Raw genomic sequence first — 26,173 nt, 5'->3', positions numbered from 1 at the left:
CGAAGCGGCCCCACCCGGTGGGGGAGTACCGGGTGGGGCCGATCACCGTGCCGGACCCCGTGCGTTCGTGATGCCCTCACGATGTACGGGGACCGGGCCCCGCGCCCTGTCCCTGAGCGCGGGGGCCGGACGCCTCGTCAGGCGTCGGTCTTGACCAGCTCAGGGCTGGAGTCCTGCTGGGCCGAGCCGCCGACGACCGTCGCGGTGGCGGCCGACTTGGTACCGCGGATCAGGAACGGGACGACGCCGGCGACGACGCAGACGACGGCCGCGGTCCAGAACGCGTGCTTGTAGGCGTCCAGGGTGGGCAGCGACAGCGGGATCTGCGGCGGCAGCTTCATGGTGTCGCCGGTCAGGATGGCGGCCATGACGGCGGTGCCGATCGCGCCACCGACCGTGCGCAGCACGGAGTTCATGCCGTTGGCGATACCGCTCTGCTCGACCGGGACGGCGCCGTTGATGTAGGCCGGCATCGCGGCGAAGGCGAGGCCGACACCGAGACCGAAGATCGCCGAGGCGGTGTAGATGTCGCCCTCGTGCCCGTGGCGCACGGCCAGGTAGGCCATCGCGATGGCGCCGAGGACGCCACCGAGGACCAGCGGCAGGCGCGGGCCGCGACGGGCGATCAGCAGGGCGCCGACCGGGGCGGCGACCATCGAGCCGATCGCGGACGGCAGCAGCAGGAGGCCGGCGTGCAGCACGCTGGCGGTGAAGCCGTAGTGGGTCAGCTTCTCCGGGGTCTGGGCGAAGTTGCTGATGACCATGAAGGAGCCGTACATGCCGAAGCCGATGAGCAGGCCGGCCACGTTGGTGAAGGCGACGGCCGGACGGGCCATCATCTTCATGTCCACCAGCGGGTGCGCGACCTTGGTCTCGATGATCCCCCAGATCAGGGCGACCACGGCGGCGACGGCGAACAGGCCGAGCGTCTTGTTGGAGGTCCAGCCCCAGTGGTTGCCCTGGCTGACCGCGACCAGCAGCGCGGAGAGCCAGCCGGCCAGGGTGAGGGCACCCAGCGGGTCGGCGCCGCCCTCCTTGTCGGTCACCGGGTCGGTCGGGACGCGGAAGGCGACCAGGGCGATCGCGATCAGGCCGAAGACCAGGCCCATCCAGAAGATCGACTTGTAGTTCCAGTGCTCCAGCAGGAGACCGGTCGCGACCAGGCCGAGGCCGGAGCCGACGCCCATCGAGGCGCTGATGGCGGCGACGCCGCCGGTCACCTTCTGCTTGGGCAGCTCGTCACGGACGATGCTGATCGCCAGCGGCAGGACGCCACCGCCGGCGCCCTGGAGGACACGGGCGACGACCAGCCAGGTGAAGGAGTGGGTGCTGACCGCCAGCGCCGAACCGGCGACCAGGCCGGCCAGCGAGATCAGCAGCATCGGCTTGCGGCCCCGGAGGTCGCCGAAGCGGCCCAGGAGGGGAGTCAGCACGGCTGCGGAGAGCAGGTTGGCGGTCATCAGCCAGGTGACGCTGGATGCGGAGACGTGCAGTTCCTTGGCCAGCGAGGGCAGGATCGGGACGACCGCGGTCTGCACCACGCTGAACGACAGCATCGCCAGGATGAGGGCCGGCAGGACCCGGGCGCTGCTCTGCTTCTCGGCCGCGGTGGTGGGCTGTGGTGCCTCACTCACGGTTGCTTCCTCCCGTACATAGTGAATGAACTGAAGTAACCATGCAGGGAGATACTTCAGAGTGTCAAATATCGAGTGGTTAAGTTTTGGCAAAGGTGAACGGTCGGGTACGTGACAAGGGCCGTGGTGGGGGTGGCGGGGGCGGGGAGGGGTGCCTGTGGTGGGTGTGCGAGAGGGGCCCCGGACGGTGTCCGGGGCCCCTCTTCGCGGGTGGTGTCAGACGAGCGGGCGCAGTGCGGCCGGGCGGGGTGAGTCGGTGGCGGGGGGTGAGGCGGGGGGTGGCGTCGAGCCGGCCGGGGAGGTGTTCTGGGTGGCGGTGGTGTCGTGGACCTCGACGTGCTCGCGGCGGAGCTCCTCCCGGACCACCTCCTCCGTCGTGTAGCGCTCGACGACCAGGCGGACCCGCTCGACGGGCGCGAGGTACTTGCGGACCACCGCGCGCTCCTCGCGGAGGGTGACCTCCTCGACGGCCTCGGCGATGTCCTTCTCGCTGAGCGTGGCGCGCTCGGCGTCGCTGACCGGCATCCGCTCGACCCGGACGCGCTCGTGGACCACGGGGATGCGGCGCTCGACCTGTTCGGTCGTCACGTACTTGCGCAGCTTCGCGGTGCCGAGGGTGTGCCACTCAGTGGTGACCTCCAGCCGCTCCTCGCGGCAGGTGATCTCGACCGGGCCGCTGGGGGCGGACGGGGCGCCGTCGGCGTGCGCGGCGACGACGGTCGCCGCCGGGGCGGGCGTAGACGCGGGCGCGGGGGCGGGCTGCGACTGCGGCCTCGGCTCCACGGTGGGTGCGACGGGGGCGGCCGCCGGGGTGGCGGTGGTGGCCTCGGGGGTGCTGAGCATCCGCATGTCGGCCTCCGGGGCGGTTCTGGTGCTGTCGGCGACCGTGGCGGTGACGGCGGTGGTGGGCGGGGCGGTGGCGACGGGGGCTCTGGCCGGGGCGGGCTCGGGAACGGGATCGGGGGAGCGCTCGGGGGTGTGGAAGGTGAGCGACTTCGCCGGGGCCGCCGCGGTCGTCGTGGCGGCGGCGGCCGCCGCCGTGGTGCCGAAGTCGAGGTCGGCCTGCTTGGGCCGGCTCCCGTTCTCGTGGCTCGGGCGGCCGTCCATCGGGGTGTCGAGCCCGTAGTAGCGGTACAGCTGGAGCTCCTGGGCGGGGGACAGGTGCTGGCCGACGCCGAAGTCCGGCGACTCCTTCACCAGCGACTTGTCGTACGGCACCCGGAGCTCGTCGCCGGCGAACTCGCTCGTGGTCAGCGGGACGAAGGCGTCCCGGCCGAAGATGCCGGTCCGGACCGCGGCCCACTCGGGCCGGCCGGTGGCGTCGTCCAGGTAGACCTCGTCGACCGTGCCGATCTTGTCTCCGTTGCGGTCGACGGCCTTGTGACCGATGAGGTCCCGGGGGTCGATGTCGGTCTGCACTCTTTCCTCCCGTGCGCTGAGCTTGCGGAACTCCCGCAGGAAGGCGGCCGGAGCACCCGTTCCGTCCGCCACTTCACACCAAAAGCCATGAATCGGACGGCCGCGAGCGGGGTGCGCCGGACGGGCTGCGCGCTGGACCGTCCGGGGGACGCGCGTAGACCCCGAACGACCTGACGCACCCGTGATCGGGGGGCCTCCCGCTGGTACCCTGGGCGACGACCGCAGAGCCCGCTCGGGAGAGTCTCCGACTGCGAAAGCCGCTGGTCGGAGCGCCGAAGGAGCAACTCCTCCCCGGAATCTCTCAGGCATCCGTACCGTGTGGGGTAGGTCACTCTGGAAAGCAGGGCAGGAGCGTCGGCGCGGAAGCCGGCGATCACCACCCTCACCGACGGTGCAAGCCGACGGAGCGCCCACAGCGCCCCGTGCGGGTGAAGCTCTCAGGTCCCGATGACAGAGGGGGAGGCCTGTCGGGTCCGCCCGCCCAGGTTCGTCCGCTGTCCGCAGCGGCGAGGCCGGCCGGCGTGCGTACCCCCGCCGGTCCGTGACCAGGAGGCCTCGACCACCATGAACGCCCAGCCGAACGCGGGACGCCCCACCGGCGCCTCGACCCTCACCGAGCTTGAGCTGGCCAGCCCCTTCGAGAACCGCCACATCGGCCCCGACGCCGCCGCGCAGGAGAAGATGCTGGCGTCCGTCGGCTACGGCTCGCTGGACGAGCTCGCCGCCACCGCGGTGCCCGAGGCGATCCGCTCCATCACCGCCCTGGACCTGCCCGCGGGCCGGACCGAGGCCCAGGTCCTCGCCGAGCTGCGCGAGCTGGCCGGCCGCAACCAGGTGCTCCAGCCGATGATCGGCCTGGGCTACTACGGCACCTTCACCCCGCCGGTGATCCTGCGCAACGTCATGGAGAACCCGGCCTGGTACACCGCCTACACCCCGTACCAGCCGGAGATCTCGCAGGGCCGCCTGGAGGCGCTGCTCAACTTCCAGACCCTGGTCTCCGACCTGACCGGCCTGCCGACCTCCGGCTCCTCGCTGCTGGACGAGGGCACCGCGGCCGCCGAGGCGATGGCGCTGGCCCGCCGCGTCACCAAGGTCAAGGGCGGCGTCTTCCTGGTCGACGCCGAGACCCTGCCGCAGACCGTCGCGGTGATCAACACCCGTGCCGTGCCGACCGGTGTCGAGGTCGTCGTCGCCGACCTGTCCGAGGGCATCCCGGCCGAGATCGTCGAGCGCGGCGTCTTCGGCGTGCTGCTCCAGTACCCGGGCGCCACCGGTGTGGTCCGCGACCTCACCGCGGTGATCGAGCAGGCGCACGGCCTGGGCGCGATCGTCGCCGTCGCCGCCGACCTGCTCGCGCTGACCCTGCTCAAGTCCCCGGGTTCGCTGGGCGCCGACATCGCCTGCGGCACCTCGCAGCGCTTCGGCGTGCCGATGGGCTTCGGCGGTCCGCACGCCGGCTACCTGTCGGTGCGCGCCGAGTTCGCCCGCTCGCTGCCCGGCCGCCTGGTCGGCGTCTCCGTCGACGTCGACGGCAACCGCGCCTACCGCCTGGCGCTGCAGACCCGCGAGCAGCACATCCGCCGCGAGAAGGCCACCAGCAACATCTGCACCGCCCAGGTGCTGCTCGCCGTGATGGCCTCGATGTACGCCGTCTACCACGGCCCCGACGGCCTGGCCGACATCGCCCGCCGCACCCACCGCTACGCCGCCGCCCTCGCCGAGGGCCTGCGGGCCGGCGGCGTCGAGCTGCTGCACGGCGAGTTCTTCGACACCGTCACCGCCGTCGTCCCGGGCCGCGCCGCGGAGATCGCCGCCGCCGCCCGCGCCAACGGCATCAACGTCCACCAGGACGGCGCGGACCGGATCTCCGTCTCCACCGACGAGACCACCACCCGCGAGCACCTGGCCGGCGTCTGGGCCGCGTTCGGCGTCCCCGCCGTCGAGGTCGCCGAGGCCGCCGACGCGCTGCCCGCCGCGCTGCTGCGCGAGGACGAGTACCTGACCCACCCGGTCTTCCACAGCCACCGCTCGGAGACCGCCATGCTGCGCTACCTGCGCCGCCTGTCGGACCGGGACTACGCGCTGGACCGCGGCATGATCCCGCTGGGCTCCTGCACCATGAAGCTCAACGCGACCACCGAGATGGAGGCGGTGACCTGGCCGGAGTTCGGCCAGCTGCACCCCTTCGCGCCGATCGACCAGGCCCAGGGCTTCCTGACCCTGATCCGCCAGCTGGAGCAGCAGCTGGTCGAGGTGACCGGCTACGACGCCGTGTCGATCCAGCCGAACGCGGGCTCGCAGGGCGAGCTGGCCGGTCTGCTGGCCGTGCGCGCCTACCACCACGCCAACGGCGACACCCAGCGCGACGTCTGCCTGATCCCGTCCTCGGCGCACGGCACCAACGCGGCCTCCGCGGTGATGGCCGGCATGCGCGTGGTCGTGGTGAAGACCCTGGTCGACGGCGACGTGGACGTTGAGGACCTGAAGGCCAAGATCGAGCAGCACCGCGACAACCTCGCCGTGCTGATGGTCACCTACCCGTCCACCCACGGCGTGTACGAGACCCAGATCACCGACATCTGCGCCCTGGTGCACGAGGCCGGTGGCCAGGTGTACGTGGACGGCGCCAACCTGAACGCCCTGGTCGGCCTGGCCAAGCCGGGCAAGTTCGGCGCGGACGTCTCGCACCTGAACCTGCACAAGACCTTCTGCATCCCGCACGGCGGTGGCGGCCCGGGCGTCGGCCCGGTCGCGGTGCGCGCCCACCTGGCGCCGTACCTGCCGAACCACCCGCTGCAGCCGGAGGCCGGCCCGGCCACCGGCGTGGGCCCGATCTCGGCCGCGCCGTGGGGCTCGGCGGCCATCCTGCCGATCTCCTGGGCGTACGTCCGGCTGATGGGCGGCGAGGGCCTCAAGCACGCGACCCAGGTCGCGGTGCTGAACGCCAACTACATCGCCAAGCGCCTGGCGCCGCACTTCCCGGTGCTCTACACCGGTCCGGGCGGGCTGGTCGCGCACGAGTGCATCATCGACCTGCGCCCGCTGACCAAGGAGACGGGCGTGACGGTGGACGACATCGCCAAGCGCCTGATCGACTACGGCTTCCACGCGCCGACGATGTCCTTCCCGGTGGCCGGCACGCTGATGATCGAGCCGACCGAGTCCGAGGACCTGCACGAGATCGACCGCTTCTGCGACGCGATGATCACCATCCGGGCCGAGGTCGACAAGGTCGGCTCGGGCGAGTGGGCGGCCGACGACAACCCGCTGCGCAACGCCCCGCACACCGCCGCCACGCTGGCCGGCGACTGGGCGCACGGCTACTCGCGGCAGGAGGCGGTCTTCCCGGCGGGCGTGAACCCGGCGGACAAGTACTGGCCGCCGGTGAGCCGGATCGACGGCGCGTACGGCGACCGCAACCTGGTCTGCTCCTGCCCGCCGCTGGACGAGTACGGCGTCTGACCCGACCGGGCCCAGGTGGTCCGGGTCGGACGGCAGGGCCCCGGCGGAGTTCTCCACCGGGGCCCTGCCCGTCTGCGCTGGTCGGCGGCTGCCCCCGCCGTACGGTCGGACCGGGTGGTCAGGCCGCGTGGGCGACGGGGCGGCGCGGGGCGATCACCCGGCCGTCGGGCAGCAGTTCGCCGGTGTCCTCGAACAGGACGACGCCGTTGCAGAGCAGGCTCCAGCCCTGCTCCGGGTGACGGGCCACCGATACGGCCGCCTCGCGGTCCTCGGACTCGGCCGTCGGGCACTCAGGACGGTGCTGGCACATGCGTACCCTCGCTTCGCTCTGCGATCCTCCCCGTGGTGCGGTCGCCGGAGGTGGTGCCGTCCGGGGCCGCCGCGGTGGTCGGATCCTGTCCGCGCGCCGGCCAAGTGTGGGCCGGCGCCCAAGTGGGTAGGACAGGGGGTCCTTCCACGCTGGTTCCCAGTGTCGGCATCCCGGGAGCCGCGCGCAGGGATTTCGTGACATGCGCCACAACTCCCGGGTAGAGATCACCCGTTCAGGTGGGGCCGACGGGAAAAGGCGCACCGGTGGGTCAGTCGGGACATGGCCCGTTGGGGCCATGCCGAATGGCCCGGACGGGTGGTCACCGTTCGGGTGAGGGTTTGGGGGCGGGCGCGCGGGCGCGGTCGAGGGCCGCCGGGCGGGTGGGCCCGGCGGCCCGTGGGGCGTCGGCGGGTCAGGAGGTGCCGAGCAGCAGCGGCCCGGCGAGCGGGGCGCGGGCGAGCAGCGGCAGCAGTTCGGCGGCGGGCCGGGCGCGGTGCGCGGCGACGCCGAGCGGGGCCGGGGCCAGGGGGATCAGGAGGTCGCCGTCCGGGTCGGCGTCGGGGTTGTGCAGCCAGAGCGCCGTGGCGTACTGGCCGGGGAAGGTCAGCAGCCGGGGCTGCCGGCGGGTCCGGGAGCCCTGGGCGAGCTGCCAGGCCTCGCGCAGCGCCCGGACCGTCGAGTCGAGGTAGGGGCCGGCGGTGAAGTGGGAGAAGCTGTGGCCCTCGGCGCTCTGCACCACCTCGGCGGCGGCGGCCACCTCGGCGCCGTCCTTGATCAGGAAGCGCCAGCCGGTGCGGCGGGCGGCCGGCAGCTCCGGGCGCGGGCCGTTCAGGACGTGCACCGCGAGCGGGTGGGCGGGGAGCAGTGGGCCGGTCGGATGGCGCAGTGCTGCGGCGGCGGGCTGGCGCAGCGCGGTCTCCGAGTCGAGCGCGCCCAGGACGGCGCGCAGGGCGCTCGGCGGGGGCTGGGGGGTTTGCAGAGTCATGGCGGGGTCCGCCTCTCCAAGCGAGATCGGCGTGCGAGTGCGGCATACCGGCGTGGCGGGGCGACGCGTCGTCGGTGACGGGGCCGGGCCGTGTCCGGTTGTGCAGGATCGCGGTGCCGGCGCGGTCGCCGCCTCGACGAGGGCTTTCGGGGCGAGGCGGACCGGCCGGAGCGCTGTGCGAATTCGAACAGGTGCGCAGGGTGATCTGTTTATCACAGGCTGTGGTGTCGGGCAAGTCCACAGTTCGTCTGATTTTCCGTCAGATGCCTTGCATTGCAAGCCAGTACGCACGTTCGGGTATCGATCTTCGCGGTGGGCATCATGCTTGCACGGTCGGTCGACCGGGTGCTCGACGGGGTGGCTCTGGAGGAGGGGACCGTGGGCGAGAAGGTCGTGGCGACTCGGGCGGAACTGGCGGACCGGCAGCTCTACCGGCGCAAGCTCCACACGTGTCTGGACGTGCTCGGACGGATGATCCGGGAGGACCGCTTCGACCGGCCGCGGGCGGTGATGGGCCTGGAGATCGAGCTCAACCTGGCCGACGAGCAGGGCCTGCCGGCCATGAACAACGCGCAGGTGCTGAGCGCGATCGGCTCCAGCGACTTCCAGACCGAACTGGGCCGCTTCAACATCGAGGTCAACATCACGCCGCACCGGCTCTGCGGGCACGTGTTCGAGGAGCTGCGCGAGGAGATCGACACCGGGCTGCGCTACGCCGACCGGCAGGCGGCCGAGGCGGGCGCCCGGATCGTCATGGTGGGCATCCTGCCGACCCTGGAGCACGCCCACACCGGGCTGGACGCGATGAGCCACAACCAGCGGTACAGCCTGCTCAGCGACCAGATCCTGGCCGCCCGCGGGGAGGACATCGCGCTGGACATCGAGGGCGTCGAGCACCTCCAGCTGGAGTCGATCACCATGGTGGCCGAGGCCGCCGCCACCTCGCTCCAACTGCACCTCCAGGTGACCCCGCAGCGGTTCTCCTCGGTGTGGAACGCGGCCCAGGCGATCTGCGGGCCGCAGCTCGCGCTCGGCGCCAACTCGCCCTTCCTGTTCGGGCGGGAGCTGTGGCGGGAGACCCGTCCGGTGCTCTTCCAACAGGCCTGTGACACCCGTACGGCGGAGCTCAAGGCCCAGGGCGTGCGCCCGATCACCTGGTTCGGCGAGCGCTGGGTGGACTCGGCGTACGACCTGTTCGAGGAGAACCTGCGGTACTTCCCCGCGCTGCTGCCGATCTGCGACGACGAGGACCCGATGAAGGTGCTGGCCTCCGGCGGCGCGCCCAGGCTCGCCGAGATGCGGCTGCACAACGGCACCATCTACCGCTGGAACCGCCCGGTGTACGACATCGCGGGCGGGGTGGCGCACCTGAGGGTGGAGAACCGGGCGCTGCCGGCCGGGCCGACGGTCGCCGACACGCTCGCCAACGCCGCCTTCTACTACGGGCTGGTGCGGGTGCTGGCCGAGCAGCCCCGGCCGATCTGGACCCGGCTGCCGTTCGAGCGGGCGGACGAGAACTTCCAGCAGGGCGCCCGGTACGGCATCGACGCGGTGTTCCAGTGGCCGCGCTCGGGGCGGGCCGGGCGCGGCGGCGGGCTGCAGACCGTGTCCGCGGTCGACCTGGTGCTCAACGAGCTGCTGCCGATGGCCTACCAGGGGCTGGACGAGTGGGGCGTGGAGCCCGCCGACCGGGACCGCTACCTGGGCATCATCGAGCAGCGCTGCCTGCGCCGCACCAACGGCGCGTCCTGGCAGACCGCCACCTTCCACCGGCTGCGCGAGCAGTACGGGATGGACCGGCCGGCCGCGCTCGCGGCGATGACCAGGCGCTACGCCGAACTCATGCGCGGCGGCGAGCCGGTGCACACCTGGCCGGTGGGCTGAGCCCTCCCCGTCGGGGCGGTCCGGCGGCTGTGTCAGGATGATCGCTCCGGTGGTCGGCCGACGGCCGGAGCGACCGCCCGTCCGCTGGAGCCCCCGTGACCACCGTCCCGACCGCGCCGGAGACCGCGAAGCCCACCCGTCGGCTGTTCGGCGCGGAGCTGCTGATCGTCCTCGGCCTCTCGCTCGGGGCCAGCGGGATCAGCGCGCTGATCAGCTTCACCGGCTCGCTCACCGAACCGCTCAAGCTCGGCCAGCAGGTCGCCACGCTGAACGGCTCGCGGGCGCCCGGGCGGCCCTGGCTGGACCTGGTGTGGCAGCTGTACTACATCGGGCGCGGGCTGATGCCGGTGGTGCTGGTCGGGTACCTGCTGGTGCGCGAGGGCGTCGCGCTGCGGGTGCTGGGCTTCGACCTCGGGCAGAAGCTGCGCGACCTGGGGCGGGGCGCCGCCGTCGCGGCCGCGATCGGCGGGTCGGGGCTGGCGCTCTACCTGGCCTCGCAGGCGGCCGGGTACAACCTGACGGTGGCGCCGTCCGGGCTGCCGGACGTGTGGTGGCGGGTGCCGGTGCTGCTGCTGTCGGCCTGGCAGAACGCGATCCTGGAGGAGGTCGTCGTCCTCGGCTACCTGCTGCGCCGGGTGGGGCAGGTCGGGTGGTCCTGGCCGGCGGCGGTGGCGGCGAGTTCGGTGCTGCGCGGCTCGTACCACCTCTACCAGGGGGTCGGCGGGCTGGTCGGCAACATGGTGATGGGCGTGGTGTTCTGCCTGCTGTACCGGCGCTGGGGGCGGGTGATGCCGCTGGTGGTGGCGCACGCGCTGATCGACACGGTGGCCTTTGTCGGGTACGCGCTGCTGGCCGGGCACGTCAGCTGGCTGCCGACCCCTTGAGCGACCGCGCCCGGCCGCGCGGCGGACGGGCGAGCAGCCGGTCGACGTGTCGGCGCTCCAGGCCCTCGCCGGGGTCGACGGGCAGCAGCAGGCGGTCCCGGCGCAACCGGGAGCGGCGGACCAGCCGCGGCGGGATGACGTCGTCCACCCAGGCGAACGGCCGGCCGGCGGCGTAGCGCAGCAGCGGGGCCCACTTGGCGGCGGAGAACAGCTCCATCAGCGGGACGCGCGGGTCGCCGGGCCGCGGGACGTAGCCGGTGAAGGTGACCACCGGGAGCGGGTCCAGGCCGATCGCCGGGGCGATGTGGGTGTTCGCGTTCTCCTCCCACGTCGTCGCCCAGACCAGGTCGTACGTTCCGGCGAGCTCGCGCAGCCAGGTGCCGTGCCGGGCGGACAGCAGGACGGTGTAGCCGAACAGGGTGTGGGTGTCGAACCCGGCGTCCGGGTGGGGGCGGACCGGGTTGAGGACGCCGTCGACGTCCAGGAACAGCAGTGGCTTCGGCACCGGTGGCCCCTCGGAGACGGTGGTTTTTCCTGACACTTCGGACGTCACCCGCGCACCTGCGGTTGCCCACGGGCGGGCGCACGCGGGGCGCACAGGGGGCTCACGGAGCGGGCGCGGGCTCGCTGACGGGCACCGGTGCGTCCGTCGTGCCCCGACGGCTCAGCCGGCGCACCTGCGGGTCCAGCAGGACGACCGCGCTGAGCACCAGACAGGCGGCGGCGCACGCCCAGAGCGCGCCCGACAGGCCGAGCGCCACGGCGGCGGGGCCGGCCAGCGCGGTGCCGACCGGGGCCAGCGAGTAGGAGCCGAGCTCGTCGTACGCGGTGACCCGGGAGAACATCTCCTCGGGTATCTCCTGCTGGAGCGCGACCATCCAGTTGACGCCGAAGACGGTGACGCCGACGCCGGACAGGAACATCGCGACGACCAGCAGCGGCAGCGGCACCTCGGCGGCGAGGGCCAGGGCGGGCACGCCGAACAGGAAGACCCCCCAGTTGCCGACCAGCAGGATCCGGCGCGGCCGCCAGCGCGTCATCAGCACGCCGGTGGCCACCAGGCCGACGCCGTAGGCGGCCATCGCCAGGCCCCAGGCGCCCGCCCCGCCGAGCCGCTCCTTGGCGGCGGTCGGCCCGTACACCGACTCCACCGCGTTGATGCAGGCGACCAGCACCGAGAACTGGAGCACGATCACCCAGAGCCAGCGGCGGGAGGCGAACTCCCGCCAGCCCTCGCGCAGGTCGCGCAGCATGCTGCTGCCGGAGGACGCGGGGGCCTTCTCCGGCTCCAGGAAGAAGCGGAGGGCGGCGGCGACCAGGAAGCACAGGGCGTCCAGGGCGAGCACCCAGCCCGGGCCGACGAGGGCGGTGAGCGCCCCGCCGAGGGCGGCGCCGCCGATCTGGGAGGCGTTGAGGCCCATCCGGAAGACCGCGAAGGCGCGGGCGGCATGCTCCTGGGGGACGGCCTGCATGATCATGCCGCCGGAGGCGGGGGAGTAGAGGGCGTAGCCGGCCCCGCCGGCCGCGGAGAGCGCCAGCATCTGCCAGAGCCGGACGTCACCGGTCAGCACCAGGGCGGCCAGGACGGCCTGGGAGACCCCGCTGAACACGTTGGCGGCGACCATGATCAGGTGGCGCGGCAGCCGGTCGGCGAGGGTGCCGCCGACCACCATCAGCAGGACGGTGGGCACCAGCCGGGCGGCGGTGACGTAGCCGACCTCGGCCGTGGTGCCGCCGGTGCCGAGCACGGCGAAGGCGGTGGCGATGGGGGCGCCGGCGTTGCCGAGGCCGCTGACCACGGTGGCGGCGGTCTGGATGCGGAAGTTGCGGCTCGCCCAGGCGAAGCGGCGTGAGGGTGGGGTCGGCACCCGGAGACTATGCCGTGGGGGCGTACGGGTGTCCATCCGGTTGTCGTACCGGGGCGTCGGGAGGGTGGGGTTTCAGCCGAGCTTGCCCCGTCGGCCGAGTTCGCTCCGTCGGCCGAGCTTGCCCCGTCGGCCGAGGTGGCCCCGTACGTCGAGGTCTGCCCCGTCGGCCGTGCCGGCCCCGTCAGCCGAGGTGGCCCCAGAGGAAGGTGACGGTGCGGCGCCAGGCGATCCGGGCCTGGAGCGGGTCGTAGGTGCCGATCAGGTTCTCGTCGTTCATGAAGGCGTGCCCGGCCGGGTAGAAGTGGATCTCCGGGCGGACGTCGGTGGCCTCGCCGATCCGGATCGCCGCCTCGTCCACGGCGGCCATCGGGATCGAGCCGTCCAGCTCGCCGAAGTGGCCGAGCACGTGGGCGGTCAGGCCGCGGTAGTCGAAGTCCGGGTCGGGCGGCAGGCCGTAGAACGGGACCACGGCGGCCACCCTGTCGCCGGCCCGGGCGGCCAGCAGCAGGGCGAAGCCGCCGCCCATGCAGAAGCCGACCACGCCGACCGCGTCGCCGACCACGCCGTCCAGCGCGAGCAGGTGGTCGACCGCCCCGGCCAGGTCCTCCACCGCCCGGTCGACCGGCAGCTCGCGCCGGAAGCGGGCCGCCTCGGTGCCGTCGTGGGTGGTGGCGCCGCCGAACAGGTCGGGGGCGAGGACGGTGAAGCCCTCGGCGGCGAAGCGGTCGGCCATGTCGGCGATGTGCGAGGTCAGGCCCCACCACTCCTGCACCACCACCAGGCCCGGTCCGACGCCCTGCGGCGGGCGGGCCAGGTAGCCGTGCGCGGTACGGCCGTTGCTCGGGAAGGTGACGTTCTGCCGGGAGCCGCCCTGGTCAGCCCATCTCCTCCAGGGCGCGTCCCTTGGTCTCCTTGATGCAGAAGGCCACGAACGGGATGGAGAGCAGCGCGAAGGCCGCGTAGATGACGTACGTCGCGGAGAGGTTCCAGTCGGCGAGGTCCGGGAAGCTGACGGTGATCGCCCAGTTGGCGATCCACTGCGCCGAGGCGGCGACGGACAGCGCCAGCGCGCGGATCCGGTTGGGGAACATCTCGCCGAGCAGGACCCAGACCACCACGCCCCAGGAGAAGGCGAAGCAGAGCACGAAGACGTGCGCGGCGACCAGGGCGACGGTGGCGTGGGTGTTGTCCAGGGTGGCGGTGTCGCCGGTGCCCTCCCGGTAGGAGAACGCCCAGGCGGCGGTGCCCAGCGCGGCCGCCATGCCGATCGAGCCGGCCAGGGCGAGCGGCTTGCGGCCGATCCGGTCCACCAGGGCCATCGCGATCACCGTGCCGATCACGTTGATGATCGAGGTGGAGAGGCTGATCAGCAGCGAGTTGGACTCGTTGATGCCGACCGACTGCCACAGCAGGGACGAGTAGTAGAAGATCACGTTGATGCCGACGAACTGCTGGAACACCGAGGCGCCGATGCCGACCCAGACGATCGGCAGCAGGCCGAAGCGGCCGCCCATCAGGTCCTTCATCCGGGGCTTGTGGCTGGACTCCAGTACCGAGCGGATCTCCGCGACCCGGGCGTCCAGGTCCACGCCCTCGCCCTCGACCTCGACCAGGACCTTGCGGGCCTGCTCCTCGCGGTGGTCGGCGATCAGGAAGCGCGGCGACTCCGGGATGGCGAGCGCCATCAGCCCGTACACCAGGGCCGGGATGGCCTCGACGCCGAGCATCCACTGCCAGGCCTGGATGCCGCCGAGGTGGTTGGTGGACTCGCCGCCGGCGGCCTGGTTGAGGGCCCAGTTGGCGAGCTGGGAGACGGTGATGCCGAGCACGATCGCCATCTGCTGGAAGGAGGCGAGCCGGCCGCGGTACGCGGTCGGGGCGACCTCGGCGATGTAGGTCGGGGCGATCACCGAGGCGATGCCGATCGCGATGCCGCCGACCACGCGCCAGGTGGCGAGGGTCTCGATGTTCGGCGGGAACATCGAGCCGATGCCGCTGGCCGCGAACAGGGCGGCGGCCAGCAGCATCGTGCGGACCCGGCCGAGGCGGTCGGCGAGCCGGCCGGCGATCACCGCGCCCACCGCCGAGCCGAGCAGCGCGATCGCCACCACGAAGGCGGTGGTGCCGTGGCCGACCCCGAAGTGCTTCTGGATGCCCGTCACGGCGCCGTTGATCACCGCGCTGTCGTAGCCGAACAGGAAGCCGCCCATGGCGGCGGCCGCCGAGATGAACACCACGTGGCCGAGGTGGGCCTCGCCGGCCGCCCGTTGGCTGTTGACTGAGGACACGCGCGCTCCCGGGGGTGGACGGGCCCGCTCTGACGCCGAGTGGGCAGGGCTCGTCTCACATTCGAGCAGCGCGGCGGCCGACCTGCCCGAGGGGGCGGCCGACCGGGTGATCCGGGGTCAGTCGGCGGCGCGCGGCCGCTCGGTGCGCCGGTCGACGGTGCGCGGGAGGTCGGCGCGGAGGTTGTCGCCCACGGGGCCGGCCGCGCCCCGCGGCCCGTCGGTGCGCCGCCGGTGACGGCGGAGCAGCTGGGCCCGGGCGGCGGCGTACTGGTCGCGGCCGCGCCCCCGGCCGTCGGCGCGTTCGGCGAGCCGGTCGGCGATCGCGTACTGCGCCTCGGCGGGCTTCTTGTCGTCGTACTTGAACTTGGCCCGCACCTCGTCGACGGTCAGCCGGAGCCCGCGCAGGCCGGGCAGCTGCCGGGCCGGCTCGCCCTCGCCGGGCACCACCCGGACCTCCGGCGTCTCGGGCTGGAAGTGCGCCAGCTGGCGGTTGAGGATCTCGGCCTTGCCGGCCGCGGACTCCACCACCTCGGCGGTGCAGTGGAAGTGGACGGAGGCGTAGTAGCTGGTGGGCGTGCCCGGTGCGCCGCGCCAGTGGCCCGGGGCGAAGGCGTAGCCGTCGGTGACCGCGAGGGTGACCTTCGGGTCGGCCCGGACGGCGGCCAGCAGCGGGTTGGGCGCGGCGAGGTGGAGCAGGATCTCGCCGCGGTCGGCGTCCAGCAGGAAGTGCGTCGGCACCAGCACCGGCCCCTCGCCGGGGCCGCCGTTGGCGGCGAGCAGGCCGAAGTCGCGGCCCTCGGCCAGCCAGGCGCGCCACTCGGCCTCGTCGCCGCGGTCCCAGGATCTGATCAGCACGGGTGGGCCTCCCGTCAGCGGGGGTAGCCGCGCAGGTGCGCGGGGAGCGGGACGGCGGTGCCGGGGTGCGGCTCGGGGGTGCCGTGCACGGTGGTGACCGGGATCAGCCCGGACCAGTACGGCAGGCCGGTGTCCTCCGGGTCGTCGGCGGCGCCGTCCTCCCGGGTCTTGGCCGAGACCTCGTCCAGCTCCAGCCGGACGACGGCGGTGGCGGCGAGCTCCTTGGCGTTGGCCGGACGGACCTCGGCGGAGCGCCCCGGTATCGCGTGGTCGACCAGGGCGGCGAGCGCGACGTCCAGTTCCTCGGGGTCGGTGACCTGGTGCGCGGTGCCGTGGGCGACCACCGAGCGGAAGTTCACCGAGTGGTTGAACGCGGACTTGGTCAGCACCAGCGCGTCGACCTGGGTGACGGTGACGCACACCGGCATGCCCTGCTCGCCGGAGGCGTTGCGCATCGGGCGGCTTCCGGTGGAGCCGTGGACGTAGAGCCGGCTGCCGACCCGGGCGAAGATCGTCGGCAGGACCACGGGGGCGCCGTCGACGACGAAGCCGAGGTGGCAGATGTAGGCGCTGTCGAGGATGGCGTGGATCGCCTCCTGCTCCCAGGTGGCCCGGTCCCGGTAGCGGGTGGGGGTGGTCCTGGGGGTGCGGGAGTAGCTGGGCGAGTCTTCCGGGTTGGCCGACATGACATCCTCTATGTACTAGTGCATACTTAGCTTTGTGCTAGGAGACTATCCGCTGAAAGGGCGACGCGCCAGCGAAATCGCGGCCCACGTCGAGCAGGGCGTGAGCAGCGGGCAGCTCGCCCCGGGAACCGCGCTGCCCCCGCTGCGCGACCTCGCCGCCGAACTGGGCGTCAACCCCAACACCGTCGCCGCCGCCTACCGGCTGCTGCGCGACCGCGGCGTGATCGAGACCGCCGGCCGCAAGGGCAGCCGCATCCTGCCCAGACCCGCGCTCACCCCGCGCGACCAGATCCGCATCCCCGTCCCGCCGCACGCCCGCGACCTGTCCACCGGCAACCCCGACCCGGCCCTGCTGCCCGACCTCGCCCAGGCCCTCGCGGCCGCCGCCGAGGCCGCGCGCACCGACCCCGTGCTGTACGGCCACGCCGGCGTCGACCCGCGGCTGCTCGCACTCGCCCGCGCCTCCTTCGAGGCCGACGGCCTGCCCGGCGGCCCGATCGCCGTCGCCTCCGGCTCGCTGGACACCGTCGAACGGATCCTCGGCGCCCGGCTGCGCCCCGGCGACGCGGTGGCCGTCGAGGACCCGGGCTGGGGCAGCCTGCTCGACCTGCTGCCCGCGCTGGGGCTGAAGCAGGTGCCCGTCCGGCTGGACGACGAGGGCCCGCTGCCGGGGTCGCTGGCCGCCGCGCTGGCCGAGGGCGTCCGGGCCGTGGTGGTCACCAGCCGGGCGCAGAACCCGACCGGTGCGGCGCTCACCGCGCGGCGGGCCGAGGCGCTCAAGGCCGTCCTGGCCGAGCACCCCGGGGTGCTGCTGATCGAGGACGACCACGGGCACGGCATGGTCGACCAGCCGTACCACCCGCTGGTCGGGGCGGGCACCCGGCACTGGGCGGTGGTGCGCTCGGCGGCCAAGGCGTACGGGCCGGACCTGCGGGTCTCGGTGGCGGTCGGGGACGAGGAGACGATCGGACGGGTGACCGGCCGGCTGCGGCTGGGCGCCGGCTGGGTCAGCCACCTGCTGCAGCGCACCGTCGCGGAGCTGTGGAGCGGCGACGCCGCGCCGGCCGACCGGGTGGCCGCCGCGTACCGGGCCCGGCGGGACGCGCTGCTGGACGAGCTGGCGGCGCGCGGGATCGCGGCGCACGGGCGGAGCGGACTGAACGTCTGGGTGCCGGTGCCGGACGAGACCTCGGTGCTGGCGGCGCTGGTGCAGCGCGGCTGGGTCGCGGCGCCCGGCGCGCGGTACCGGATCCAGTCGCCGCCCGGGTTGCGGTTCACCACGGCGCGACTGGAGGCGGCCCAGGCGCGGGAGCTGGCGGAGGACCTGGCGGCGGTGCTGGGTGCGGGCGGGGGCGGGTCGCGGCTGGTGTGAGTCGTGGTCGGGCCCTGGGGTGCGGGGCGGGTGGGGCAGGTGTGGCGGGTATGAACCGCGGGCGGCGTCCGGGCGTCGCCCGCCCGGTTGGTCTGAACCCGGCGGTAACAAAAGCGGAAACCTCCCGCAGACGCCTAGCGGTGGTGGGCGCGCGCATGTCATCTTCATCGCGCCACCGGCCGGCGGCCCACCCTCACCCAGGCGTCCTCCCGTTCCCCGTTTCCCCGGGAGGACCGAGCCGCAGGAGTTCCGCAGTGCCCGAGAACTGTTCGAGCAGCGCCCGCAGCACCCGCAGCACCGGCAGCGCCCCTCGCCCCGGCCGACGGCTGCTCGCCGCGGCCCTGGCCCTCCCGATCGCCGTCGCGGGGCTGGCCGTCGCCTCGCCGGCCTCCGCCGCTCCGTCCGCCCCGGCCGCACCGGCTGTCGTGCCGTCCGGGCCCACCGCCAGCGTCACCCTCGGCGACAGCTACATCTCCGGCGAGGCCGGCCGCTGGAAGGGCAACGCGGCCGGCACCGGCGGCGGCCGCAACGGCACCGACCGGGCCTGGACCGGCAGTTCGTACGACCCCTCGCGGGTCTACGGCGCCACCGCCGCGAGCGGGTGCGACCGCTCGGACGTCGCCGAGGTGCTCAGCGCCTCGACCGGGGCCCAGAACGAGATCGACCTGGCCTGCTCCGGCGCCGTCAGCGCCAACGTCTTCCGTGCCGCCAACGGCGGGCAGTCGCTCAAGGGCGAGGCCCCGCAGGCCGACCAACTCGCCACCGTGGCACGGCAGAACAACGTCAAGCTGATCACCCTGTCGATCGGCGGCAACGACCTGGGCTTCTCGGACGTCATCTCCACCTGCGTGCAGGACTACCTGATCTGGTACTCCTACTGCCACGACTCCGCGCAGTCCGGGATCGACGCCAAGATGCCCGCCGCGATGGCCGGGGTCGGCAAGGCGATCGACGAGATCCGCGCGGTGATGGCCGGCGCCGGCTACGCGCAGTCGGACTACCGCCTGGTGCTGCAGTCCTACCCGTCGCCGATCCCGCGCGGCGCCGAGATGCGGTACCCGGAGAGCGGCTGGACCCGCTCCAACACCGGCGGCTGCCCGTTCTGGGACGGCGACGCCGACTGGGCCCGCGACTCGATGGTGCCGCAGATCTCCCAGGCGCTGGCGGGCGTCGCCACCGCCAAGGGCGCGCAGTTCCTGGACCTGTCGGACATGCTGCAGGGCCGCGAGGTCTGCTCGACGGCCACCCGGCAGCCGACCGCGAGCTCCGGTCCGTCCGCGACCACCAGCGAGTGGGCGCGCTTCCTGGACGGCGGCCTCAACTCCACGCAGGGCGTGCTGCAGGAGTCGATGCACCCCAACTACTACGGCCAGCAGGCGGTCGGGCGCTGCCTGACGCTGCTGTGGGCGCGCCCGAGCGGTGACTACGCGTGCCGCAACACGGCCGGGCAGGACGCGAGCGGGATGTACCTGACCGCACGGTGAGCACACGGTTCGGCGCCCCCGCGGCCTCGGCCGTGGGGGCGCCGTTCCGCCGTTCCGCGGTGCTCAGCCCTTGGCGAGCAGGGACTGGGCGTGCGCGATGACCTGATCCTTCGTCAGGTACGCGTCGGTGTACTCGAAGTCCTGCAGCCGGGCGGGCTGGCGGGCGAGGAAGCCGGTCCGGACGAAGTCGTCGCCGGCGGTCGCGTTGAGCAGCCAGTTGGCGCCCACCCGGAACTTGGCCGCGTTGGTGCGCATCGCCATCAGGTGGTAGCCGCGCGCCACCAGCTGGGCGGGCACCCCGCGCAGCTCGATGCCGAGCGGCTTGGAGACCGCGTCCTTGCCGCCGAGGTCGACCACCAGGCCCAAGTCCTTGTGGTAGTAAGGCTCCAGGGGCTGGTTGCGGAGCGAGGCGATCACGTTGTTCGCGACCGCGCGGCCCTGACGGGCGGAGTGCTGGGCGGTCGGCGGGCAGACCGCGCCGTCGCCCTTGGCGAGGTCGGGGACGGCGGCGGCGTCGCCGAGCGCGAACACGCCCTCGAACTGCGGCACCCGCATCTCCGCCGTCACGGCGAGCCGGCCGCGGACCGTCTCGGCGTCCAGGGTGCCGATCAGCGGGCTCGCGGCCACCCCGGCCGTCCAGATCAGAGTGCGGCAGGGGAGCACCCGGCCGTCGGTGAACTTGACCGTCTCGGCGCCGACTTCGGCCACCGAGACGCCCAGCGACACCTCGATGCCGCGGTCGCGCAGCACCTCCAGGGCGGCCTCGCCGAGCGGGTCGCCGAGCTCCGGCATCAGCTTCGGGGCGATGTCGATCAGGTGCCACTTGATCTGCCGGGCGTCCAGACGCGGGTAGCGGTGGGAGGCGGCGGTGGTCAGGCGCTGGAGGCAGGCGGCCGTCTCGGTGCCCGCGTAGCCGCCGCCGACCACCACGAACTGGAGCCGGGACTCGCGCTCCTTCTGGTCCAAGGTGGCCGAGGCGAGGTCGAGTTGGGCGATCACGTGGTCGCGGACGTAGGCCGCCTCGGCGAGCGTCTTCATGCCGCGGGCGTAGTCGGTGAGGCCGGGGATGTCGAAGGTGCGGGTGACGCTGCCGGGGGCGAGCACCAGGACGTCGTACTTCTGCGCCACCACCTCGTCGGTGATCTTGCGGACGACGCACACCTTGGAGGCCGGGTCCACACCGATGGCGCCGCCGGGGACGATGTGGGTGCGGCGCAGCGTGCGGCGCAGCGAGACGGCCACGGACTGCGGGGTGAGGACGCCGGCCGCGACATGGGGGAGGAGGGGGAGGTAGAGCTGGTAGCTGAACGGCGTGACCAGCGAGATCTCGGCCTCCGACGGTGACAGCTTGTGTTCGAGGCGGCGGGCGCACTCCAGGCCGGCGAAGCCACCGCCCACGATCAGGATCCGAGGTCGTTCCATCGCTCATCCCTTTGCCGTGAAGGTCCCCATTACTGTCCGCCACACTCGCACGGAGCAGCGGGGGCTGCCACCGGGGCGGGGCCGTGGGGGTGGGGTGGAGGAGGGCGGGGAGAAAAGGGAGAAGAGGGAGAACGGGGTGGCGGCGGGAGGGGGAGAGAGGAAAGGGTGGCGACACCGATAGGCTGTCGGCCGTGCTACCCGAGGTGACGGCGATCCGGTACGTGACGCCACTGCGAGAAGGCGGCTCGATGCCGGGCCTGGTCGAGGCCGACGATCGGCGGCTGTACGCGCTGAAATGGGTCGGTGCGGCGCAGGGCCGCAAGGCGTTGGTCGCGGAGGTGCTGGCCGGGGAGCTCGGCCGGCGGCTCGGGCTGCCGGTGCCGGAGCTGGTGACGGTCGACCTGGACCCGGTGCTCGCGCGCAGCGAGCCCGACCACCAGATCCAGGACCAGATGAGGGCCAGCGGCGGGACCAACCTCGGGATGGCCTTCGTCAGCGGCGCGCTCAACTTCGACCCGCTCTGCTTCGAGGTGGATCCGGAGCTCGCCGGGCAGGTGCTCTGGTTCGACGCGCTGATCGGCAACGTCGACCGCTCCTGGCGCAACCCCAACCTGCTGGTGGCGACCGGCGGGCTGCGGCTGATCGACCACGGCGCGAGCCTGATCTTCCACCACAACTGGCCGGGTGCCGCCGCCTGGATCCGCCGTCCGTACGACGCCTCCGACCACGCGCTGCTGGGGGCCCGGCCGGACCTGGCGGCGGCCGACAAGGCGCTCGCGCCGCTCGCCGAGGCGGCGATCGAGGGCGCGGTGGCGCAGATCCCCGAGGTCTGGCTGGTGGACGAGTTCGGCTTCGACTCGCCCGACGAGGTGCGCGCCGCGTACCGGACCCAGCTGACCGAGCGACTGGCCGGTCCGCGCGACTGGCTGCCGGAGGTGCCCGCATGACCGAGTTCACGCTGTCCGTGCTGCCGGCCACCGTCGAGCTGCACGACTACGAGTACGCCGTGATCCGCGCGGTGCCGAGGGTCGAGCGCGGCGAGTGCGTCAACGTCGGGGTGCTGCTGTACTGCCGACAGGAATCGCACCTGGCCGCCCGGACCCACCTGGACCAGGCCCGGCTGCTGGCGCTGGACCCGGTGGCGGACGTGCAGGGCGTGCGGCGGGCGCTGCAGGGGATCGAGGCGGTCTGCCACGGCGGCCCGCAGGCCGGTCCGGCGGCGGGGGACAGCGCCGGGCAGCGGTTCCGCTGGCTGACCGCGCCGCGCAGCGCGATCGTCCAGCCGGGGCCGGTGCACACCGGGCTGACCGCGGACCCGGAGGCGGAGCTCCGGCGGCTGTTCGACCAGCTGGTGCTCTGACACCGGAGGGTTCCGGGGCGGCTCGCGGACGGTTGCCGTGGTCAAAGCTTGAGTTACTGAAGCACCTGGTCGTACTCTGGCCCCATGGGTTCGACAGCGACGACGACCGTACCGACCAACGCCGAGTTGATGGAGGCGCTGGCCTCCGTCGGTGCCGCGTACTTCCAGGACTTCGCGGCCGCCGCGGCCCGGCACGGGCTCTCCTCCTCGCAGGCCAAGGCGCTGGGCGCGGTGCAGGAGCCGGTGCCGATGCGCGCGCTGGCCGGGAGGCTCGGCTGCGACGCCTCGAACGTCACCGGGATCGTGGACCGGCTGGAGTCGCTGGGCCTGGCCAACCGGGAGGCGGCGGCCGGTGACCGCCGGGTGAAGATCGTGGTGATCACGGCCGAGGGCCGGGAGATCCTGAACCGCATCCGCGGCGAGATGGCCCGGACCCACCAGGCCTTCGAGGCGATGACCGACGAGCAGCGGATCGCCCTGCACTCGATCTGCTCCCAGGTGCTGCCGGTGCTGGCCGGTCGTACGGGCGGCGCGCAGTAGGACCCCGCGCCGCCCGTACGCCACCAGTGCTTCGTCCCGGTCAGAGCAGCCCGGCGAGTTCCGGTGGCAGCGGCCGGTGGTGGAGCAGGGTGAGTGAGCGGGTGGTCCGGGTCAGGGCGACGTAGAGGTCGCGCGGGGCGAGCGCGGCCGGCTCGACCACCACGACCGCGTCGAATTCCAGCCCCTTGGCGTCCGCGACGGTGAGCGCGTCCAGCTCCCCGGCCAGGGCGTCCGGTGCGATCACGCCGAGGGTGCCCGGGCCGACGGGCAGCCGGGCGAGCGCGGCGGCGAAGCCGCCCGCCGGGACGCGGACCGCGCGGGGCCGCTCGGTGCCCGGGCGGATGGACTCGGGCGGCCGGTGGCCGGGTACGGCGGTGCGCAGCACGGCGGCGGCGAGGGCCATGACGGGCTCCGGCGTGCGGTAGTTGACGGTGAGCCGTTCCTCGCGCCAGCGGCCGGGCAAGTGCGGGTCGAGCGTCTCGGCCCAGCTGCGGGCGCCGGCGGGCGAGCCGGTCTGGCCGAGGTCGCCGACGATGGTGAGCGAGGTGGTCGGGACGCGCCGCAGGACGGCGCGCCAGGCCATCGCGGACAGCTCCTGCGCTTCGTCCACGACGACGTGGCCGTACGCCCAGGTGCGGTCGGCGGCGGCGCGCTCGGCGGTGGAGCGGTACGGGCCGTCGTCGCGGAAGCGCTCGGCCAGGGCGGCGGAGTCCAGCAGGGCGTCGTCGGCCTGCCCGGTGATGGTCAACACGCCCTGGGCGAAGGCCAGTTCGTCCGGGTCTTGACCGGTGGGGGCCGAGGGCCCCTCGGCGCCCAGGAGTTCGGCGGCCTCGTCGAGCAGCGGGACGTCCTCGGCCGTCCACTCGGAGCCGGGCGGGCGGAGCAGGGCGGTCACGTGCTCGGGGGCCGCTGCGGCGAGCAACTTCCGGTCGGTGAGCAGGCGTTCGAGCAGCTGCTGCGGGGTGAGCCGGGGCCAGAGCGGGTCGAGCGCGGCGCGGACGTCCGGCCGCTCCCACAGCTCGCGCGGGGCGTAGTGCGCCTCCTCGTCATCGTACGGGCGGCCGAGGGTGAGCGCCTGGCCGATCGCGAGGGCGTCGAGCAGGGTGCCCAGGTAGAAGGCGCGGGCCCGGTTGTGCGGCAGTCGCAGGCCGCGGGCGGCGTCCCGGGCCTCGGCACAGGCCCGGGCGGAGACCCGCAGCCCCTCGCCGAGGTCCAGGCCCTCGGCGGGGGCCGTCTGGTGGGCGGCCACGGCGGCGCGGAGCACCCCGGCCATCCAGGGGCCGCCCTTGGCGAAGGCGGCGGCGGGGTCGTCGGTGCCGGTGGCGGCGAGGCCGGGGAGGAGTTCGGCGACGGTGCGGAGCACCACCTCGGTCTCGCCGAGGGCGGGCAGCACCTCCTCGATGTACCGCAGGAAGCCGGGGTTGGGGCCGATCACCAGGACGCCCCGGCGCTCCAGCGCGGCGCGGTGGGTGAACAGCAGGTAGGCGGCGCGGTGCAGGGCGGCCAGCGTCTTCCCGGTGCCGGGGCCGCCCTGGACGACCAGGGCGCCGCGCAGCGGGGAGCGGATCACCCGGTCCTGCTCGGCCTGGATGGTGGCGACGGCGGTGCCCATCCGGCCGGTGCGCTCGCGGTCGAGGGCGGCGAGCAGGGCGGCTTCGCCGACCAGGGCGCGGCGGCCGGAGTCGTCCAGCCCGGCGAGGTCGAGCGCCTCGTCGTCGAGGCCGGTGAGGGTGCGGCCCCGGGTGTGCAGGTGGCGGCGGCGCACCACCGGGCCGGGGTGGACGGGGGTCGCGGTGTAGAAGGGGCGGGCGGCCGGGGCGCGCCAGTCGAGCAGCAGCGGTTCGTACGTGTCGTCGGTCAGGCCGGTGCGGCCGATGTAGTGGACGGTGCCGTCGCGCTCGTCGAGCCGGCCGAAGCAGAGGCCGCGCTCGACCGCCTCCAGTCGGGCGGCGTGGCGGGCGGCTTCGCGGGAGCGCACCTCGCGCTCCAGCCGGGCCTGGTGGGTGCCGCCGGACCCGGCGCCGTCGTGGGTGCCGTCGGCGGTGCGGCGGGCCCGTTCGCGCTCGGCGTCCAGCCGGGCGTAGAGCCGGGTGAGGTGGGCCTGCTCGGTGCGCAGGGCCGCGGCGAGGGCGCTGGAGTCCCGCGCGGTCACTGGCGGTTCGCTCATCGGTGTGGTATCCTTGCGGTGAGAAGGCTGCGAAGCGTCATCTGAAAGGCGCTCAATTGACCCAGCCTACCCCACTCCGCCGACGTCCGGCGTGACCTCGGCTGTTACTCTTGCGAAGCGTGAGCGCGAAGCCCCAGATCCCCAATGTCCTGGCCTCCCGGTACGCCTCGGCGACCCTGGCCCAGCTGTGGTCCCCCGAGCACAAGGTGGTCCTCGAGCGCCACCTGTGGCTCGCCGTCCTGAAGGCCCAGCAGGACCTCGGCGTCGAGGTTCCGGCGACCGCCGTCGCCGACTACGAGCGGGTGATCGACCAGGTCGACCTCGGCTCGATCGCCGCCCGTGAGCGGGTCACCCGCCACGACGTGAAGGCCCGGATCGAGGAGTTCAGCGAGCTCGCCGGGCACGAGCAGATCCACAAGGGAATGACCTCCCGGGACCTGACCGAGAACGTCGAGCAGCTGCAGATCCGCCAGTCCCTGGAGCACGTGCGGGACCGCACGGTGGCCGTGCTGGTGCGCCTGGCCAAGCTGTCCGCCCAGCACGCCGAGCTGGTCATGGCCGGCCGCTCGCACAACGTGGCCGCGCAGGCCACCACCCTGGGCAAGCGGTTCGCGTCGATCACCGACGAGCTGCTGGTCGCCTTCCGCCGCCTGGAGGAGCTGATCGCCCGCTACCCGCTGCGCGGGATCAAGGGCCCGGTCGGCACCGCCCAGGACATGCTCGACCTCCTCGGTGGCGACACCGACAAGCTGGCCGAGCTGGAGCGCCGGGTCGCCGGGCACCTCGGCTTCGAGAACGTGCTGACCAGCGTCGGCCAGGTCTACCCGCGCTCGCTGGACTTCGAGGTGCTCACCGCCCTCGTCCAGCTGGCCGCCGCGCCGTCCAGCCTGGCCAAGACCATCCGCCTGATGGCCGGCCACGAGCTGGTCACGGAGGGCTTCAAGGAGGGCCAGGTCGGCTCCTCCGCGATGCCCCACAAGATGAACACCCGCTCCTGCGAGCGCGTCAACGGCCTGGCCGTCATCCTGCGCGGCTACGCCTCGATGACCGGCGAGCTGGCCGGCGACCAGTGGAACGAGGGCGACGTCTCCTGCTCGGTGGTGCGCCGGGTCGCGCTGCCGGACGCGTTCTTCGCCTTCGACGGCCTGCTGGAGACCTTCCTGACCGTCCTCGACGAGTTCGGCGCCTTCCCCGCCGTGATCGAGGCCGAGCTGGACCGCTACCTGCCGTTCCTCGCCACCACCAAGGTGCTGATGGGCGCGGTGCGCGCGGGCGTCGGCCGGGAGACCGGGCACGAGGTCATCAAGGAGCACGCCGTCGCCTCCGCGCTGGCGATGCGCGCGGGCGCCCGGGAGAACGAGCTGCTGGACCGGCTGGCCGCCGACGAGCGGATCCCGCTGGACCGGGCCGCGCTGGACGCGCTGCTCGCCGACCGGCTGTCCTTCACCGGCGCGGCCGGTGCCCAGGTCGCCGAGGTGGTCCGCCAGGTAGAGGCCGTCGCGGCCGCCTACCCGGAGGCCGCCAAGTACGCGCCCGGCGACATCCTCTGA

Annotated in this window: 21 protein-coding genes and 1 riboswitch; of the genes, 9 read left to right on the top strand and 12 right to left on the bottom strand. The window is 73.6% G+C overall.

The window, feature by feature from the left end; all coding sequences use genetic code 11:
* Positions 1-137: 137 nt before the first annotated feature.
* Together ACFY4B_RS39605 and ACFY4B_RS39600 are read right to left on the bottom strand one after the other, a co-directional pair.
* Positions 138-1,634: an MFS transporter gene (locus ACFY4B_RS39605; RefSeq protein WP_063780197.1), complete on the bottom strand. Its 1,497-nt coding sequence runs from the start codon at positions 1,632-1,634 to the stop codon at positions 138-140.
* Positions 1,635-1,850: 216 nt separating this feature from the next.
* A complete protein-coding gene (locus ACFY4B_RS39600) occupies positions 1,851-3,125 on the bottom strand; it encodes a PRC and DUF2382 domain-containing protein (RefSeq protein ID WP_387976223.1) in 1,275 nt (424 codons plus the stop codon).
* A gap of 151 nt (positions 3,126-3,276) precedes the next feature.
* A riboswitch (glycine riboswitch) is annotated at positions 3,277-3,380 on the top strand.
* 237 nt (positions 3,381-3,617) lie between these two features.
* On the opposite strand from ACFY4B_RS39600, the gene gcvP reads away from it, so the two are divergent.
* A complete protein-coding gene (gcvP, locus tag ACFY4B_RS39595; protein ID WP_074004467.1) occupies positions 3,618-6,518 on the top strand; it encodes an aminomethyl-transferring glycine dehydrogenase in 2,901 nt (966 codons plus the stop codon).
* Between the two features lie 118 nt (positions 6,519-6,636).
* Here gcvP and ACFY4B_RS39590 read toward each other — a convergent pair whose 3' ends face one another.
* Both ACFY4B_RS39590 and ACFY4B_RS39585 read right to left on the bottom strand, forming a co-directional pair.
* Positions 6,637-6,828 (bottom strand): DUF5999 family protein, encoded by a 192-nt coding sequence (locus ACFY4B_RS39590; protein ID WP_049659119.1) that lies wholly within the window; start codon positions 6,826-6,828, stop codon positions 6,637-6,639.
* Between the two features lie 412 nt (positions 6,829-7,240).
* Positions 7,241-7,813, bottom strand: a complete 573-nt coding sequence (locus tag ACFY4B_RS39585) for a hypothetical protein (RefSeq protein ID WP_074004468.1) — start codon at positions 7,811-7,813, stop codon at positions 7,241-7,243.
* 378 nt (positions 7,814-8,191) lie between these two features.
* On the opposite strand from ACFY4B_RS39585, the gene ACFY4B_RS39580 reads away from it, so the two are divergent.
* On the top strand, positions 8,192-9,697 hold the full coding sequence (locus ACFY4B_RS39580; RefSeq protein ID WP_049655516.1) for a glutamate--cysteine ligase: 1,506 nt from the start codon (positions 8,192-8,194) through the stop codon (positions 9,695-9,697).
* A 95-nt stretch (positions 9,698-9,792) separates the two neighbouring features.
* Entirely contained in the window at positions 9,793-10,581 is a 789-nt protein-coding gene (locus tag ACFY4B_RS39575) for a CPBP family intramembrane glutamic endopeptidase (protein ID WP_117492396.1), read from the top strand.
* Here ACFY4B_RS39575 and ACFY4B_RS39570 read toward each other — a convergent pair.
* The 6 genes from ACFY4B_RS39570 to ACFY4B_RS39545 form a co-directional block, all read right to left on the bottom strand.
* Entirely contained in the window at positions 10,559-11,086 is a 528-nt protein-coding gene (locus ACFY4B_RS39570; RefSeq protein WP_387976219.1) for an HAD domain-containing protein, read from the bottom strand. The two genes, ACFY4B_RS39575 and ACFY4B_RS39570, sit on opposite strands and share 23 nt — an antisense overlap.
* A gap of 100 nt (positions 11,087-11,186) precedes the next feature.
* Positions 11,187-12,449 carry an MFS transporter gene (locus tag ACFY4B_RS39565; RefSeq protein ID WP_387976216.1) on the bottom strand — a complete coding sequence of 421 codons (1,263 nt, stop codon included), beginning with the start codon at positions 12,447-12,449 and terminating at the stop codon, positions 11,187-11,189.
* Positions 12,450-12,630: 181 nt separating this feature from the next.
* Positions 12,631-13,263, bottom strand: coding sequence for a dienelactone hydrolase family protein (locus tag ACFY4B_RS39560; protein WP_387976244.1), 633 nt, complete (start codon positions 13,261-13,263; stop codon positions 12,631-12,633).
* Between the two features lie 61 nt (positions 13,264-13,324).
* Positions 13,325-14,659, bottom strand: a complete 1,335-nt coding sequence (locus ACFY4B_RS39555) for a sugar porter family MFS transporter (protein WP_387976241.1) — start codon at positions 14,657-14,659, stop codon at positions 13,325-13,327.
* Positions 14,660-14,854: 195 nt separating this feature from the next.
* Complete coding sequence (locus ACFY4B_RS39550; protein WP_387976213.1) at positions 14,855-15,592, bottom strand: FMN-binding negative transcriptional regulator; 738 nt, start codon at positions 15,590-15,592, stop codon at positions 14,855-14,857.
* 14 nt (positions 15,593-15,606) lie between these two features.
* Positions 15,607-16,278, bottom strand: a complete 672-nt coding sequence (locus ACFY4B_RS39545; RefSeq protein WP_049655499.1) for a pyridoxamine 5'-phosphate oxidase family protein — start codon at positions 16,276-16,278, stop codon at positions 15,607-15,609.
* A gap of 34 nt (positions 16,279-16,312) precedes the next feature.
* Here ACFY4B_RS39545 and ACFY4B_RS39540 point away from each other — a divergent pair, with 34 nt between their 5' ends.
* Together ACFY4B_RS39540 and ACFY4B_RS39535 are read left to right on the top strand one after the other, a co-directional pair.
* Positions 16,313-17,650: an aminotransferase class I/II-fold pyridoxal phosphate-dependent enzyme gene (locus ACFY4B_RS39540; RefSeq protein WP_380744731.1), complete on the top strand. Its 1,338-nt coding sequence runs from the start codon at positions 16,313-16,315 to the stop codon at positions 17,648-17,650.
* Between the two features lie 254 nt (positions 17,651-17,904).
* A complete protein-coding gene (locus ACFY4B_RS39535; protein ID WP_387976210.1) occupies positions 17,905-19,134 on the top strand; it encodes a GDSL-type esterase/lipase family protein in 1,230 nt (409 codons plus the stop codon).
* A 63-nt stretch (positions 19,135-19,197) separates the two neighbouring features.
* On the opposite strand, the gene ACFY4B_RS39530 is transcribed toward ACFY4B_RS39535, so the two are convergent.
* Entirely contained in the window at positions 19,198-20,556 is a 1,359-nt protein-coding gene (locus ACFY4B_RS39530) for an NAD(P)/FAD-dependent oxidoreductase (RefSeq protein WP_387976208.1), read from the bottom strand.
* A 191-nt stretch (positions 20,557-20,747) separates the two neighbouring features.
* Here ACFY4B_RS39530 and ACFY4B_RS39525 point away from each other — a divergent pair, with 191 nt between their 5' ends.
* The 3 genes from ACFY4B_RS39525 to ACFY4B_RS39515 all read left to right on the top strand — a co-directional run bounded on the left by ACFY4B_RS39525 (position 20,748) and on the right by ACFY4B_RS39515 (position 22,456).
* The gene (locus ACFY4B_RS39525; protein WP_049652400.1) at positions 20,748-21,503 is read left to right on the top strand and encodes a HipA family kinase; all 756 of its coding nucleotides are present in this window, start codon (positions 20,748-20,750) and stop codon (positions 21,501-21,503) included.
* Positions 21,500-21,916 carry a DUF3037 domain-containing protein gene (locus tag ACFY4B_RS39520; protein ID WP_049652398.1) on the top strand — a complete coding sequence of 139 codons (417 nt, stop codon included), beginning with the start codon at positions 21,500-21,502 and terminating at the stop codon, positions 21,914-21,916. The genes ACFY4B_RS39525 and ACFY4B_RS39520 overlap by 4 nt, the downstream gene beginning before the upstream one ends.
* 84 nt (positions 21,917-22,000) lie before the next feature.
* The gene (locus tag ACFY4B_RS39515) at positions 22,001-22,456 is read left to right on the top strand and encodes a MarR family winged helix-turn-helix transcriptional regulator (protein WP_049652396.1); all 456 of its coding nucleotides are present in this window, start codon (positions 22,001-22,003) and stop codon (positions 22,454-22,456) included.
* Between the two features lie 40 nt (positions 22,457-22,496).
* Here the strand turns inward: ACFY4B_RS39515 and ACFY4B_RS39510 are convergent, their stop codons facing one another.
* On the bottom strand, positions 22,497-24,623 hold the full coding sequence (locus tag ACFY4B_RS39510) for a HelD family protein (RefSeq protein WP_387976205.1): 2,127 nt from the start codon (positions 24,621-24,623) through the stop codon (positions 22,497-22,499).
* A 119-nt stretch (positions 24,624-24,742) separates the two neighbouring features.
* Between ACFY4B_RS39510 and purB the strand changes: the two genes are divergently transcribed.
* The gene (purB, locus tag ACFY4B_RS39505) at positions 24,743-26,173 is read left to right on the top strand and encodes an adenylosuccinate lyase (RefSeq protein ID WP_049652391.1); all 1,431 of its coding nucleotides are present in this window, start codon (positions 24,743-24,745) and stop codon (positions 26,171-26,173) included.

The organism is Kitasatospora sp. NPDC001261, assembly GCF_042896795.1.
GTDB lineage: Bacteria > Actinomycetota > Actinomycetes > Streptomycetales > Streptomycetaceae > Kitasatospora.
The sequence above is the reverse complement of the archived record's forward strand: the minus strand, read 5'-3'. Positions and strand labels throughout refer to the sequence as shown.